The organism is Streptacidiphilus carbonis (assembly GCF_000787775.1).
GTDB lineage: Bacteria > Actinomycetota > Actinomycetes > Streptomycetales > Streptomycetaceae > Streptacidiphilus > Streptacidiphilus carbonis.
The window spans coordinates 119904-133877 of sequence record NZ_BBPM01000008.1 but is presented as its reverse complement, the minus strand read 5'-3'; the positions used below and the strand labels follow the sequence as shown (position 1 = coordinate 133877).

The following is a 13974-nucleotide window of genomic DNA, read 5'->3' as shown; positions in this document are numbered from 1 at the left end:
TCGACGCAGGAGATGAGCACAGTGCCGGAGCTGAGGTCTCGTACGGTCACCCACGGGCGCAACATGGCCGGCGCCCGAGCGCTCCTCCGGGCCGCCGGTGTGGCCCGCGAGGACTTCGGCAAGCCGATCATCGCGGTGGCGAACAGCTTCACCGAGTTCGTGCCCGGGCACACCCACCTCCAGCCGGTCGGGCGGATCGTCTCCGAGGCGATCAAGCAGGCCGGCGGCATCCCGCGGGAGTTCAACACCATCGCCGTGGACGACGGCATCGCGATGGGCCACGCCGGGATGCTGTACTCGCTGCCCTCCCGCGACCTGATCGCCGACTCGGTCGAGTACATGGTCGAGGCGCACTGCGCGGACGCGCTGATCTGCATCTCCAACTGCGACAAGATCACCCCGGGGATGCTGATGGCCGCGCTGCGGCTGAACATCCCGGTGGTGTTTGTCTCCGGCGGCCCGATGGAGGCCGGCAAGGCGACCCTGGTCGACGGCACCGTCCGCAAGCTGGACCTGGTCAACGCCATCTCGGACGCGGTCAACGAGAACGTCTCGGACGAGGACATCGCCCGGATCGAGGAGAACGCCTGTCCGACCTGCGGGTCGTGCTCGGGCATGTTCACCGCCAACTCGATGAACTGCCTGACCGAGGCGATCGGCCTGTCGCTGCCCGGCAACGGCTCGGTGCTGGCCACCCACACCGCCCGCAAGGCCCTCTACGAGGACGCCGGCCGGACCGTCGTGGAGATCACCAACCGCTACTACCACCAGAACGACGAGTCGGTGCTGCCGCGCAGCGTGGCCTCCCGGGCCGCGTTCGAGAACGCCGTCGCGCTGGACATCGCCATGGGCGGGTCCACCAACACGATCCTGCACCTGCTGGCCGCCGCGCAGGAGGCCGGCCTGGACTTCGACATGGCGGACATCGACGCGCTGTCGCGCCGGCTGCCCTGCCTGTCCAAGGTCGCGCCCAACGGCTCGTACTACATGGAGGACGTGCACCGGGCCGGCGGCATCCCGGCGATCCTCGGCGAGCTGTACCGGGGCGGTCTGCTGAACGAGGACGTGCACACCGTGCACAGCGCCTCGATGGCGGACTGGCTGAAGCAGTGGGACATCCGCGGCGGCTCGCCGTCGCCGAAGGCGGTGGAGCTGTTCCACGCCGCGCCCGGGTGCGTGCGCTCGGCGAGCGCCTTCTCGCAGTCCGAGCGCTGGGACACGCTGGACACCGACGCGGCCGGTGGCTGCATCCGCGACGTCGAGCACGCCTACTCCACCGAGGGCGGCCTGGCCATCCTCTACGGCAACCTGGCCGTGGACGGCTGCGTGGTGAAGACCGCCGGTGTCGACGAGTCGATCTGGCGCTTCTCCGGCCCGGCCGTGGTGGTCGAGTCCCAGGAGGACGCGGTGGACGCGATCCTCACCAAGCGGGTCAAGGAGGGCGACGTCGTCGTCATCCGCTACGAGGGCCCCAAGGGCGGACCCGGCATGCAGGAGATGCTCTACCCGACCTCGTTCCTGAAGGGCCGGGGCCTGGGCAAGGCCTGCGCGCTGGTCACCGACGGACGCTTCTCCGGCGGCACCTCCGGCCTGTCCATCGGCCATGTCTCGCCCGAGGCGGCCTCCGGCGGCACCATCGCGCTGGTCGAGGACGGCGACCTGATCACCATCGACATCCCGGCCCGCACGATCCGGCTGGAGGTGTCGGACCAGGACCTGGCCGCGCGCCGTACCGCGCTGGAGGCCGGCACCGGCTACCGGCCGAAGACCCGCGTGCGCAAGGTCTCGGCTGCGCTGCGCGCCTACGCGGCGATGGCGACCAGCGCCGACAAGGGCGCGGTGCGGGACGTCTCCCGGCTGGGCTGAACCTTCCCGGCAGCAGGGCGGCGCATAATCGGTGCTGTGTCCGAGAAAGCAGAGCGCCCAGCACCCCAGCCCGACCCGATCCGGTTCTTCGGCACCGGGTGGGTCACCCATGACACCGGCTACTGGCTGCGCCGGGTCGGGGTGAGTCTCGGCGCGCTGGTCGCCGCCTGCGCGGGCGCGCTGCTGCTGCGCCTGGCGGTGCAGGGCGTGTTCGTCTCCGAGGCCGGGTCGCTGGTAAACGCGCTGCTGGTGGTCGCCGTGGCGATCTGCACCTGCGTGTCCGCGATCCGCACCTGGGCCCTGCTCAGCAAGGGCCGCGCGTCGCTCAGCGGCTGGATGGCGGACGAGAAGTCGGTCGGCCCGATGCTGCTGATCGGCTTCGTCGGCATGCTGGCCGCGTACTTCCTGCGCAGCCTGCTGGAGGCCCCGGGCGAGGCCGAGAAGCGCTCCCGCTACGAGCTCGCCGTCGCCGCCCACGCCCGCCGCCGCACCCCCGCCGCGGCGGGCGGCGGGGGCGGGCGGCGCAAGCAGCGCTGACCGCGGATCAGTGGGCGGTGGATCAGTAGCTGCTGCTGCCGCCGCTGCTGCGACGGGCGCCGGCGACCGCGCCGACGACGCCGACGATCGCGCCCAGGATCGCCGCGTGCCACAGGGCGGTGAAGATGCTGAAGAAGACGCCGTCGCTGCTCAGCACGTACTGGGTGATCGTGTTGGTGACGAAGAGGCCGACGGCCGGGACCGCGGCGGTCTGCCAGGGGTGCTCCGCCGCCCAGCGGCGCAGGCGGCGGTCGCCCTTGCTGCTCAGCATCGATCCGCCGCCGCCGACCAGGAAGAACAGGAACAGGGTGACGCTGGCCGGCCAGGCGAGCATGCCCAGGGACCAGTGCAGGCTGATGAGCTCCAGGCCGAAGGTCGCGGCGCCGCCGACCACGCCGACGACGCCCGCGGTGCGCCAGGGCCCGTGCGTGGCCGAGGCGACGGCGAGCTGGCTCGATTCGCGGGATGTGACATCACTGCTACTCATGCCTCAACGGTGCGCTTCCGCGGGTCCGAAAGCCATAGGGGTCGACCCTGAGTTTCCCCGGATGGCTCCCCTGCTCGGAACGGGGACGTGACCTACTGTGAGGGGATGTTCACACGGCTTCTCCTCGCGCTGCCCGCGCGTCGGACGTCACCGGCCGCGGGCTCACGCGGGGGTACGGAGGGTCGCCTCCCGGGGCATTGGAGTACCCGTCAGTTGCTGCTGGCCGCGGCCCGCAGTCCGGCCGCCCGCAGGGCCGTGGTGGCCGCCCCGCTGGGCTGGCCCCTGGTGCGGCGCTTCATCGCCGGGGAGGACCGAGAGGACGCCCTGCGCGTCGTCGACCAGCTGATCGTGCGCGGGCTGCACGCCAGCGTCGACCACCTCGGCGAGGACACCGCGGACGAGGCCAGGGCGGACGCCGTGCGGGACGAGTACTGCGCGCTGCTGGCCCGGCTGGACGCGGCCGGGACGGCGGGCCGGGCCGAGGTCTCGGTGAAGCTCTCGGCGCTCGGTTCGGGCCTCGGGACCGGCGGCCCGCGGGCCGCGCTGGGGCGGGCCAGGGCGGTCTGCGAGGCGGCCGCTGCCGCCGGTACCGCGGTGACCCTGGACATGGAGGGCCACGGCACCACCGACGACACCCTCGCCGCCGCGGCCGCGCTGCGCGTCGACTTCCCGGCGACCGGGGTGGTGCTGCAGTCGTGCCTGCGCCGCACCGAGGCCGACTGCCGGGAGCTGCTCCGCGAGGGCTCCAGGGTCCGGCTGGTCAAGGGCGCCTATGCCGAGCCGCCCGGGATCGCCTTCCAGGACAAGGCCGAGGTGGACCGCTGCTATGTGCGCTGCCTGCGGCTGCTGATGGAGGGTCACGGCTACCCCATGGTCGCCACCCACGACCCCCGGCTGATCGCCGTGGCCGGCGCGCTGGCGGTACGGGCCGGACGGCCGCAGCGGAGCTACGAGTTCCAGATGCTCTACGGGATCCGCTCCGAGGAGCAGCGCAGGCTCGCGGCGGCCGGCGAGACGGTGCGGGTGTACGTCCCGTACGGGGACGACTGGTACGGCTACTTCATGCGGCGGCTGGCGGAGCGGCCGGCCAACCTGGCCTTCTTCCTGCGTTCGCTGGGGCACCGCTGACAGCGCCGCCACCGCTGACCGCCTGACGGACGGTCCGGCCCGGTCCGGGTCACCGGTGCGAGGATGTGCGCAGCACCGTCGGCACGTTCCGCAGGAGGTCCCCCATGTCGCAGCGAGTCGCCGTCCTCGGCACCGGAAAGATCGGCGAGGCCCTGGTCTCCGGGCTGCTGCGGGCCGGCAAGCCCGCGGCGGACGTGCTGGTCACCGCCCGTCGTCCGGAGCGCGCCGCGGAGCTGCGCGAGCGCTACGGGGTGGAGGCGGTCACCAACGAGGAGGCGGCCAAGGCCGCCGACACGCTGATCCTCACCGTGAAGCCGCAGGACATGGGCACGCTGCTGGAGGAGCTGGCCCCCCACGTCGGCGCCGACCGGCTGGTGATCTCCGGCGCGGCCGGAGTGCCGACCGCCTGGTTCGAGCAGCGGCTGGCGCCGGGCACGCCGGTGGTGCGGGTGATGACCAACACGCCGGTGCTGGTCGACGAGGCGATGAGCGTGATCTCGGCGGGGTCGCACGCGGGGGAGGAACACCTGCTCCGTACCGAGGAGATCTTCAAGCCGGTCGGCAAGACCCTGCGGGTGCCCGAGTCCCAGCAGGACGCGGCCACCGCGCTCTCCGGCTCCGGGCCCGCGTACTTCTACTTCCTGGTCGAGGCGATGACGGACGCCGGAATCCTGCTGGGGCTGCCGCGGGCGGTGGCCGCCGACATGATCGTGCAGGCCGCGGTGGGCGCCTCGGTGATGCTGCGGGACTCCGGCGAGCACCCGGTGAAGCTCCGCGAGGCGGTCACCTCCCCGGCCGGCACCACCATCTCCGCCATCCGCGAGCTGGAGAAGCACGGGGTCAGGGCGGCGCTGCTGGCCGCCCTGGAGGCGGCCCGGGACCGCTCGCGGGAGCTGGCCTCCGGCGGGAAGTGAGGCCCGCCGGGCCCGTCGGGGCCAGGCCCTAGGCTGGGCGGATGCGCTACGACCTGGTGATCTTCGACAACGACGGTGTGCTGGTGGACAGCGAGCCGATCTCCAACCGGCTGCTCGCCGACCACCTCACCGAGCTGGGCTTCCCGACCACGGTCGAGGACTCCTACCGGGACTTCATGGGCGCGGCGGCCCACACCGTCCATGACGTGATCGCCGAGCGGTACGACGGCGCGCGGCTGCCCGACGGCTTCGACGAGGACTTCCACGCCCGGGTCTTCGCGGCGTTCCAGCAGCGGCTGACGCCGGTGCCGGGCGCGGCCGAGCTGCTGAAGCGGGTGCAGGAGTCCGGGGTGCGCTACTGCGTGGCCTCCTCGGCGCACCACTCCTGGATCCGGACGGCGCTGACGAAGACCGGCCTGTCCGGGTTCTTCGCCGAGGAGCAGCTGTTCAGCGCCCAGGACGTGGGCCGGGGCAAGCCCGCCCCCGACCTCTTCCTGCATGCCGCCGCGACCATGGGGGTCGCCCCGGAGCGCTGCGTGGTGCTGGAGGACAGCCCGCTCGGCGTCGCCGCGGCGCGGGCCGCGGGCATGGACGTCTACGGCCACACCGCGCTGACGCCTGCGGCCCGGCTGGCGGACGCGACCGGGCTGTACGCGGACACGGGCGAGGTCGCGGAGCTGATCGGGCTCGCGTAGCGCCGATCAGTCCGGGAGCCGGAAGCGGCGGCCCCGGAGCGGGAGGCCCCGCAGCTCGTTGAACCGGAACGGCAGTCCCGCGCCGCTGCCCGGGGTGGGGTGCGAGGTGCGGGTCTCCGCGCGCAGCTGCAGGGACGGTTCGGCGCCGTCGCCGGAGTTGCCGACGGCGGCGACCGGTGCGCCCGCGGTGACGTGCTGGCCGCGGCGGACCCGGATGCTGTCCTGGCGCAGCCGGGAGAGCACGACCAGGGCGCGTCCGGTGTCGATGGCGATGTGGTTGCCCTCGGGATGGTCCATGGCCAGGACCTGCGGCGCGTGGTCCGGCAGCCCGTCCACCGCGGTGACCACCACGCCGGCGCAGGGGCTGAGCACCGGGTGGCCGAAGATCGCGTACCGCTCGTTGCCGGCCGGGGCCAGGCCGAGGGCGCGGCGGCCGCGCCACTGCGGTCCGTCGCCGAGCTGGACCAGGTCGACGGCGTGGCGGCGGTGCCGCCCCGCGCCGGTGGCCAGCGACTCCTGGGCGTAGCGGTTGACCGCGGGGCCGCCGCCCTCGACCACGGCGAAGCAGCCGCCGCGCAGCGGGGACCCGAGGGTCAGCGGGTGCGCGCTGGGGGAGGGGTGGATCGGACGGCTGCGGTAGCGGGTCCAGCCCGCCAGGGCCAGCACCGCCGCGAAGACCAGCAGCTCGGGCAGGCCGGGGACGCCCCAGGGGAGGCCGGGCCCGAGGGCGGGGAGCGCGCGGAGTCCGGCGAGGACCGCGAGGCCCACGGCGGCGACGGGGAGCGCGCGGAACCACGGCGGGAGCGCGTGGGTGGGGCCGGTACGCAGGGCGTACCAGGCCAGGGCGGGGGTGGCCGCGGTGAGCAGCAGCCAGCCGGTGGCGGTGGCGCTCACGAACGGCAGGACGGCGGCGGCGAGGACTGCCGCGAAGTACGCCGCGACCAGCTTTGCGGTCGCCTGCGCCGCGGGGGAACCACCTACGGCGGTGGCGCCGGTCCGGGCGGGGGGAGGCTGTGGGGTTGCGGGTGCGGCGCCTGCCTGGCTTGTCGCGCAGTTCCCCGCGCCCCCAGCAATTGCAACTGGCTCAGTCGCAGCCCCATAGGGCCGCGCAGAACTGCGCGACAAGCCATCTACAAGCCGCACCCGAAGACCCTGGATGCCCATGGTTGCCGCAACGCGGGTTTGCGCGGGCACGCGCCGCGCGGCGACGGCGCCGGGGCCGGTCACCAGGGAGGTCAGCCGGCCGGACGGGGTGCTCTGGGCCCAGACCGGTTCCGCGCCGCGGGCGAACTGGACCAGGTAGAGCTCGCGCTGCCGCCGCACGGTGCGCACCTCGCCGTGGCGCTCCCGGAGGGCGTCGACCGTTGCCTGCAGCCGCTCCAGCGGCACCCGCCGGAGCAGTTCGGGACTGAACAGCTCCGGGTCGAGACGGTCCGCAGTGAAGGCCGTGACCAGGGCCTGCGGCACCGGGTCCACGGCGGTGGTGCCGCGCAGCTGGGCCAGCAGCGGGGAGAGGAGCCGGTCGCGGGTGCTCAAGTGATCCTCTTTCTACGGTCGTGCTATCACCGTAGGTAACGATCGGGGCACGGAGCGGGAGCGACGCCTGGTTGCGGCTTGCGATCTTTTGACGGGAAGGGGTTCCGGAACCGGAAGGGAGTCCGTACGCTCGCGCCAATCGTTCGAGTACTCGCGAGTAGTAGGGGTGCGACACATGTCGTCAGCTGGGACAACGGAGGTGCATACGGGGCTGAGCCGTGCCCGGGTCGCCCTGCTGGCGAGTTATCTGGTCCAGGGAACCGTGTTCGCGCTGCTGGTCACCCGCATCCCCTCGATCCAGACGCAGTACGGGATCAGCGACGGCCTGCTGCCGGTGTTCCTCGCGGCGGTGCCGGTCCTGGCCGGGGTGGGCTCCATCTCCATGGAGTGGGTGGTCAAGCGGACCTCCCCGCGGGCGGTGCTGCGGATCGTCCAGCCGCTGCTGTGCCTGACCCTGCTGGGCGTCGGCGCGGGCGACAGCATGGCCGAGGCGGCCGTCGCCCTGGCGGCGTTCGGGCTGATGGTCGGCGGCCTGGACGCCAGCCAGGCGATGTCCGCGGTGGCGCTGCAGCACCGCTACGGGCGCAGCATCATGCAGGGCTTCTACGCCTCCTTCAGCCTGGGCGGCATCATCGGCGCCCTGCTCGCCGCCACCGGCTTCACCCAGCTCTCGCTGTTCGGGACGACCACCGCCGTGGCGATCCCGGTCGTACTGGTCGCCGGCGTCTGGTACGCCGGGCCGCAGGAGCTCGGCCACGCCGTGGAGGAGGCCGCCGCGGCGGCTGCCCGCTCGATCCCCTGGAAGCCGCTGCTGCCGCTCTGCCTGGCCATGTGCGTGGCCTACATCGCCGACGCGACGGTCTCCAACTGGAGCGCCAAGTACATGCAGGACCTGCTGCACACCTCCAAGCACATGTACGCGATCCCGTACGCCGCCTACATGGTGGTGATGCTGCTCGGCCGGGTGCTCGGCGACGGCCGGGTGCAGCGCTGGGGCAGCGTCCGCACGGTGAGCCTCGGCGCGATCGTCTGCGCGGTGGGCTTCGGCCTGGTCTCCGTCGCCCCCGAGCAGTGGACCGCCGTGGTGGCCTTCGCCGTGGTCGGACTGGGCGTCAGCGTGGTGGTGCCGCAGGTCTTCGCGGCCGGCGGGCGGCTGTTCCCGGGCGCCTCGGACGCGGCCGTGGCCCGGATCAACATCTTCAACTATGCGGGCTTCCTGGTCGGCTCCCCGCTGGTCGGCGGCATCGCGGTCGCACTGGACTACCGCTGGGCGATGCTGGTGCCGATGGTGCTGGTGCTGCTCATCCTGCTGGTCGCCAAGTCGTTCGGGGCACCGTCCGTACAGCCGGCGGAGGCCGATAGCGTGGCGGTATGAGCCGCCCTCCGCACCCGCTGACCCTGTTCTGGGACGACGACGTCACCCGCTACGACTTCGGTCCCGGCCACCCCATGGACCCGGTGCGGCTGGCGCTGACGATGTCGCTGGTCCGGGCGTTCGGCCTGGACCGGCTGCCCGGCGTCACGGTGCGCTCGGCCCCCGCCGCCGGGGACTCGACCCTCGCGCTGGTGCACGACCCCGGCTACATCGCCGCGGTCCGCAGGGTCGCCGAGACCGGGTTGCCGGACCTGGAGCGGGGCCTCGGCACCGAGGACAACCCGGCCTTCGCGGCCATGCACGAGGCCTCCGCGCTGATCGCCGGCCAGTCGGTGGCGGGCGCCGAGGCCGCCTGGGGTGGCAGTCAGGAGGTGCGGCGCGGAGCGCCTCGGTCAAGGGCGGCGGCGGGTGGCGGGCGGGCCGTCAACTTCGCGGGCGGACTGCACCACGCGATGGCGGGCAAGGCCTGGGGCTTCTGCGTCTACAACGACGCCGCCCTCGCCGTCGCCCGGCTGCTGGAGCTCGGCGCCGAGCGGGTCGCCTATGTGGACGTCGACGTGCACCACGGCGACGGCGTGCAGCAGGCGTTCTGGAACGACCCGCGGGTGCTGACCATCTCGCTGCACGAGCATCCGCGCACGCTGTTCCCGCAGACCGGCTGGGCCGAGGAGACCGGCGGCCCGGCAGCCGAGGGCACCGCCGTCAACCTCCCGCTGCCGGCCGGGACCGGGGACGCCGGGTGGCTGCGGGCCTTCCACGCCGTGGTGCCGGAACTGCTCGCCGCCTTCCGGCCGCAGGTGCTGGTCAGCCAGCACGGCGCGGACACCCATCTGGAGGACCCGCTGGCGCATCTGGCGGTCAGCCTGGACGCGCAGCGCGTGGTGGCGGAGGCCCTGGCCGGATACGCCGACGAGTACGCGGAGGGGCGCTGGCTGGCGCTGGGCGGCGGCGGGTACGCGGTTGCCGACGTCGTCCCGCGGACCTGGACCCATCTGGTGGCCATCGCGGCCGGCCGTCCCATCCCGCCGGAGCAGGAGACCCCGGAGGACTGGCGCGCCGACGTGATGCGTCTCGCCCGGCAGCACGCCCCGCTCCGGATGACCGACGGCATGCCGGCCGGCTGGAAGGACTTCGACGGCGGCTACGACCCGGCCGACCGCCTGGACCAGGCCGTGCTGGCGACCCGCAGGGCGGTCTTCCCGCACCACGGCCTGCTGCCCTGACCTCTCCGCCCCGGCCCTGACCTCTCCGCCCCGGCCATGACCTCTCCGCCCCGGCCATGACCTCTCCGCCCAGGCCATGAGGGTCTGTCATCGACCGGCCCCCGCTGGAACACTGGGTCCGTGATCAAAGCCGAGGAGCTCTACGCCCATCTGCTGGAAAGCCGGATCGCCGGGCAGGTCGCCACGCCCCGCGAGAACAACCTCAGCAAGTACGCCCAGTTCGCCCGCCGTGATCCCGGGGTACTGCTGGGACTCGACCCCGAGGGCGAGTGGACCCAGGACGACGTGCTGGCGCTGATGGCCCGTCGGGCCGGGGTCTCGCCCGACCAGGACCACCGGCAGGGCCAGGACACCATCGACCCGCAGCTGACCATCGACGCCCTGGACGCCGTCGCCGGAGTGGTGGCCCGCACCGCCGGGCGCGGCGGCACGGTACTGATGGGCACCGGGCATCCCGGGCAGCTCGTCGGATTCCACTCGGCGCTCGGGGACGCGCTGGAAGCCGCTGGATGCGCCGTCGTCACTCCGGCGCACGGAAGCGACTTCTTGATGCATTCGCTCCACGGCGCGCGCTCCTGCTCTCTCGACTACGTGCAGCGCGTGGGAGTCGTGAGGGTGTATGAAGGAGCACCCCCGAGTGGAGCGCCGTCCTCCGCGGCAGTGCCCGCCACCGGCGGCGCCCCCGCCCGGGGCGGCCTCTCCGACCCCGTCCACACCCACTCGCCGCAGCCGGTCAGGATCGCCCTGGCCGCGCTGGCGGAGGCCGGTCACCCCCGTCCTGAGCTGGTCATCGGCGACCACGGCTGGGCCTGCGGAGCCGGCCGGCTCGGGGTCACCGCGATCGGTCTCGCCGACTCCAACGACCCGGGGGTGTTCGTGGCCGAGGCCGAGGGGATGGTCGCGGCCGCGGTTCCGCTCGACGACGGGGTACGACCCGAGTGCTACGAACTGCTGAGTGCCTACGTACTGCAACAGGCTGGTATGTCTCGGTAATCTCGGGCCCCTCCCCCCTCTTCCCACTGGTACCACCCGCACCTACTCTGGGTATACGCGTGTGCTGGCTGGAGTCACCGGAGGGGAAGCCGGTGCCCGTCACACGGATAAGGGTCGGTGTTGTCATGGCGTCTGGAGAGCGGCCTCTGAACGAGGTCAACTTCCTCACCGTGGCGGAAGTCGCCTCGGTGATGCGAGTGTCGAAGATGACCGTGTACCGCCTGGTGCACAGCAGCGAGCTGCCTGCGATCCGCGTAGGCCGCTCCTTCCGGGTTCCGGAGCAGGCGGTCCACGACTACCTTCGCGAGTCCTACGTGGGACGGGAGACCGCGTAGGAGCGAGCCGGTCGTCGGGCCGGAGCACAGCCAGAAGCAAGGACCAGAAGCACAGAGGCACAGCCAGAAGCGAGAGCGCAGCGCCAACGACGGTCCGGCCAGGGGCCCCTGCCCCTGGCCGGACCGCTGTCCGGGTGCCGGATTACGTCCTGAGGCGAGGTTTCGGTACGCTGGTGGCTTACGTCAGTCGTTTGGACCCAGGTCCCGCTCCGCGGGCATGTCCAGCCCGCCCCGGCGGGTTTTGTCCAGTGAGTGAGGGATTTTATGGGCTCCGTCATCAAGAAGCGTCGCAAGCGTATGGCCAAGAAGAAGCACCGCAAGCTTCTCAAGCGCACTCGCGTTCAGCGTCGCAACAAGAAGTAAGTCCCCGAGACTTCCACTGCTGCCCGTTCCGACTCCGTCGGGGCGGGCAGCAGTGTGTTCGGGGGCGGCAGGTCGACATTGCCCAGTAACAGGCGCCGGGTAGTCTCCACAGGGAGAGGTCGGGGGACCTCCGCGCCGAGGCGGGAAGGGACTGTCCGTTGGGAAAGGTCGTGCTCGTCACCGGAGTGGCCCGGCACCTGGGTAGCCGGTACGTCCAGGCGATCCGCCGACAGCCGGACGTGGACCTGGTGGTCGGCGTCGATCTGCAGCCGTCCGCGCACGACCTCGACGGGACCAGCGACCCGGACGGCCTCGCGGCCCTCGCCGAGTACCTCTTCGTCCGCGCCGACATCCGCCGCCCGGCCGTGGCCGGGGTGATCGCCAGGCACGGCGTGGACACCGTGGTGCACCTCAACGTCAGCACCACCGCCCTGGGTTCGACCAGCAGGTCGACGGTCAAGGAGACCAACGTCATCGGCACCATGCAGCTGCTCGCCGCCGCGCAGAAGGCGGCCGGGGTGCAGCGGCTGGTGGTGAAGTCGACCACCAGCGTGTACGGCTCCGCGCCGCGCGACCCCGCGGTGTTCAGCGAGCGGATGCAGCCCAAGGTGCTGCCCAGCGGCGGTTTCGCCAAGGACGCCGTCGAGGTCGAGGGCTATGTCCGCGGCTTCGCCCGGCGCCGCCCCGACGTCGCGGTGTGCGTGCTCCGGTTCGCCAACATCGTCGGCCCGCACGCGGACACCCCGCTCGCCGACTACTTCTCGCTGCCGGTACTGCCGACCGTGCTCGGCTACGACCCCAGGCTGCAGTTCGTCCACGAGGACGACGCGGTGGAGGTGCTGCGGCTGGCCTCGGTGGAACCCCGGCGCGGCACCACCAATGCGGGCACCTTCAATGTCGCCGGCGAGGGCGTGATGGTGCTCTCCCAGGCGGCCCGGAGGCTCGGCAGGCCCACCGTGCCGATGCTCCTGCCGGCCGTCAGCTGGATGGCCGGGATGGCCCGTCAGACCCGGCTGCTGGACTTCTCGCCCGAGCAGATGCGACTGCTCACCCACGGAAGGGTGGTCGACACCACCCAGCTCCGGGAGACTTTCGGGTACCACCCCGCGTACACCACCGAGCAGGCCCTGGCCGATCTGGCCCGGAGCGGCAGGCCGGGGCTGCTCCGCGCGGAGCAGGTGGCCGGTTGGACGTCCAAGGTGGCCGCGCAGCTGCGGGTCACCGAGCTGCCGAACGGCGGAGGGAAGAGGCGATGAGCTCGGCGAGGGAGCAGGCCGGCGCGGTGCGCGGGACCGACGGCGACGGTGAGGTGCGGGCCAAGGTCATCCCCATCGGCACCGGACGCGGCAGCCGGCGCCCCGCCCGCGGCGGACGCGCGGCGCAGCGGCGCACCGAGGAGCTGCCGGACCCGGCGGTCCTGGCGGAGGCGGAGCCCCACGCGGAGGACCAGCCGGAGGCCCGCGCGGGGTCTCGGCCGGAGTCCCGGCGCGGCCCGGAGCCGGTGGCGGCACCGGAGTTCGCGGCGGCGCCCGAACCCGGGCCGGCGCCTGCGCCGGAACCCGACGTGCCCGCCGAGCCCGACGGACGCGGGGTCGCGGACGTGGTGGCCGATGCGGTCGGCCACGCGCTGGCCGGGCCGCTCGGCGGTGTCGCCCAACGGCTGCTCGGCCGGGGCTGGGAGGAGCGGGCCGCCGGCGGCCTGGGCTTCCTGCGCCGCAGGATCACCGGGGAGTACGAGGTCGACGAGTTCGGTTTCGACGCCGAGCTCACCGACAAGGTGCTGCTCACCGCGGTGCGCCCGCTGGCGGAGAAGTACTTCCGGCTGGAGGTGCGCGGCGCCGAGAACCTGCCCGAGAAGGGCGGTGCGCTGGTCGTCGCCAACCACTCCGGGGTGCTGCCGCTGGACGCGCTGATGACCCAGGTCGCCATCCACGACCACACCCCGACCCAGCGTCACCTGCGGATGCTCGCCGCCGACCTGGTGTTCGTGCTCCCGGGCGTCAATGAGCTGGCCCGCAAGGCCGGGCACACCCTGGCCTGCAACGAGGACGCACAGCGGCTGCTGGAGCTGGGCGAGATCGTCGGCGTCTGGCCGGAGGGCTTCAAGGGCATCGGCAAGCCCTTCGCCGACCGCTACAAGCTGCAGCGCTTCGGCCGCGGCGGCTTCGTCTCCTCGGCGCTGCGGGCCGGGGTCCCGATCGTGCCCTGCTCGATCGTGGGCGCGGAGGAGATCTACCCGATGATCGGCAACGCCAGGACGCTGGCCCGGCTGCTGGGCCTGCCCTATGTGCCGATCACGCCGACCTTCCCCTGGCTGGGGCCGCTGGGCGCGGTGCCGCTGCCGACGAAGTGGACCATCCAGTTCGGCGAGCCGATCCCGACCGACAGCTATCCGCCGGAGGCGGCGGACGACCCGATGCTGCTCTTCAACCTCACCGACGAGGTCCGCGAGACCGTTCAGCACACGCTGTACAAACTGCTGGTGCAACGCCGCTCGGTGTTCTTCTGACCGCCCGGGTCGG

The 13974-nt window shown here is 72.8% G+C and carries 14 protein-coding genes; 12 read left to right on the top strand and 2 right to left on the bottom strand.

The window, feature by feature from the left end:
- The first annotated feature begins 21 nt into the window (after nucleotides 1-21).
- On the top strand, nucleotides 22-1866 hold the full coding sequence (ilvD, locus tag TR46_RS08905) for a dihydroxy-acid dehydratase (protein WP_042396421.1): 1845 nt from the start codon (nucleotides 22-24) through the stop codon (nucleotides 1864-1866).
- Nucleotides 1867-1902: 36 nt separating this feature from the next.
- Nucleotides 1903-2403 carry a hypothetical protein gene (locus TR46_RS08900; protein WP_052432642.1) on the top strand — a complete coding sequence of 167 codons (501 nt, stop codon included), beginning with the start codon at nucleotides 1903-1905 and terminating at the stop codon, nucleotides 2401-2403.
- Between the two features lie 22 nt (nucleotides 2404-2425).
- Here TR46_RS08900 and TR46_RS08895 read toward each other — a convergent pair whose 3' ends face one another.
- Nucleotides 2426-2890, bottom strand: coding sequence for a hypothetical protein (locus TR46_RS08895; RefSeq protein ID WP_042396419.1), 465 nt, complete (start codon nucleotides 2888-2890; stop codon nucleotides 2426-2428).
- Between the two features lie 213 nt (nucleotides 2891-3103).
- Here TR46_RS08895 and TR46_RS08890 point away from each other — a divergent pair, with 213 nt between their 5' ends.
- The 3 genes from TR46_RS08890 (at nucleotide 3104) to TR46_RS08880 (ending at nucleotide 5627) form a co-directional block, all read left to right on the top strand.
- On the top strand, nucleotides 3104-4018 hold the full coding sequence (locus TR46_RS08890) for a proline dehydrogenase family protein (protein ID WP_042396417.1): 915 nt from the start codon (nucleotides 3104-3106) through the stop codon (nucleotides 4016-4018).
- A gap of 104 nt (nucleotides 4019-4122) precedes the next feature.
- On the top strand, nucleotides 4123-4932 hold the full coding sequence (gene proC / locus TR46_RS08885) for a pyrroline-5-carboxylate reductase (RefSeq protein ID WP_042396415.1): 810 nt from the start codon (nucleotides 4123-4125) through the stop codon (nucleotides 4930-4932).
- 41 nt (nucleotides 4933-4973) lie between these two features.
- On the top strand, nucleotides 4974-5627 hold the full coding sequence (locus TR46_RS08880; RefSeq protein WP_042396413.1) for an HAD family hydrolase: 654 nt from the start codon (nucleotides 4974-4976) through the stop codon (nucleotides 5625-5627).
- Nucleotides 5628-5633: 6 nt separating this feature from the next.
- Here the strand turns inward: TR46_RS08880 and TR46_RS37750 are convergent, their stop codons facing one another.
- Nucleotides 5634-7163 (bottom strand): M23 family metallopeptidase, encoded by a 1530-nt coding sequence (locus tag TR46_RS37750; protein WP_052432641.1) that lies wholly within the window; start codon nucleotides 7161-7163, stop codon nucleotides 5634-5636.
- Between the two features lie 199 nt (nucleotides 7164-7362).
- On the opposite strand from TR46_RS37750, the gene TR46_RS08870 reads away from it, so the two are divergent.
- The 7 genes from TR46_RS08870 (at nucleotide 7363) to TR46_RS08845 (ending at nucleotide 13961) form a co-directional block, all read left to right on the top strand.
- Nucleotides 7363-8538 carry an MFS transporter gene (locus tag TR46_RS08870; protein ID WP_236655258.1) on the top strand — a complete coding sequence of 392 codons (1176 nt, stop codon included), beginning with the start codon at nucleotides 7363-7365 and terminating at the stop codon, nucleotides 8536-8538.
- On the top strand, nucleotides 8535-9761 hold the full coding sequence (locus tag TR46_RS08865; protein ID WP_042396408.1) for an acetoin utilization protein AcuC: 1227 nt from the start codon (nucleotides 8535-8537) through the stop codon (nucleotides 9759-9761). Before TR46_RS08870 ends, TR46_RS08865 begins: the two co-directional genes overlap by 4 nt.
- A 120-nt stretch (nucleotides 9762-9881) precedes the next feature.
- Complete coding sequence (locus TR46_RS08860; RefSeq protein ID WP_042396406.1) at nucleotides 9882-10754, top strand: phosphatase; 873 nt, start codon at nucleotides 9882-9884, stop codon at nucleotides 10752-10754.
- Nucleotides 10755-10879: 125 nt separating this feature from the next.
- Nucleotides 10880-11089 (top strand): helix-turn-helix domain-containing protein, encoded by a 210-nt coding sequence (locus TR46_RS08855; RefSeq protein ID WP_030261033.1) that lies wholly within the window; start codon nucleotides 10880-10882, stop codon nucleotides 11087-11089.
- Between the two features lie 264 nt (nucleotides 11090-11353).
- The gene (locus TR46_RS39220) at nucleotides 11354-11452 is read left to right on the top strand and encodes a 30S ribosomal protein bS22 (RefSeq protein ID WP_003948845.1); all 99 of its coding nucleotides are present in this window, start codon (nucleotides 11354-11356) and stop codon (nucleotides 11450-11452) included.
- Between the two features lie 158 nt (nucleotides 11453-11610).
- Nucleotides 11611-12708 carry an NAD-dependent epimerase/dehydratase family protein gene (locus TR46_RS08850; protein ID WP_042396404.1) on the top strand — a complete coding sequence of 366 codons (1098 nt, stop codon included), beginning with the start codon at nucleotides 11611-11613 and terminating at the stop codon, nucleotides 12706-12708.
- Complete coding sequence (locus TR46_RS08845; protein ID WP_439654349.1) at nucleotides 12705-13961, top strand: lysophospholipid acyltransferase family protein; 1257 nt, start codon at nucleotides 12705-12707, stop codon at nucleotides 13959-13961. The genes TR46_RS08850 and TR46_RS08845 overlap by 4 nt, the downstream gene beginning before the upstream one ends.
- The last annotated feature ends 13 nt before the right edge of the window (nucleotides 13962-13974 follow it).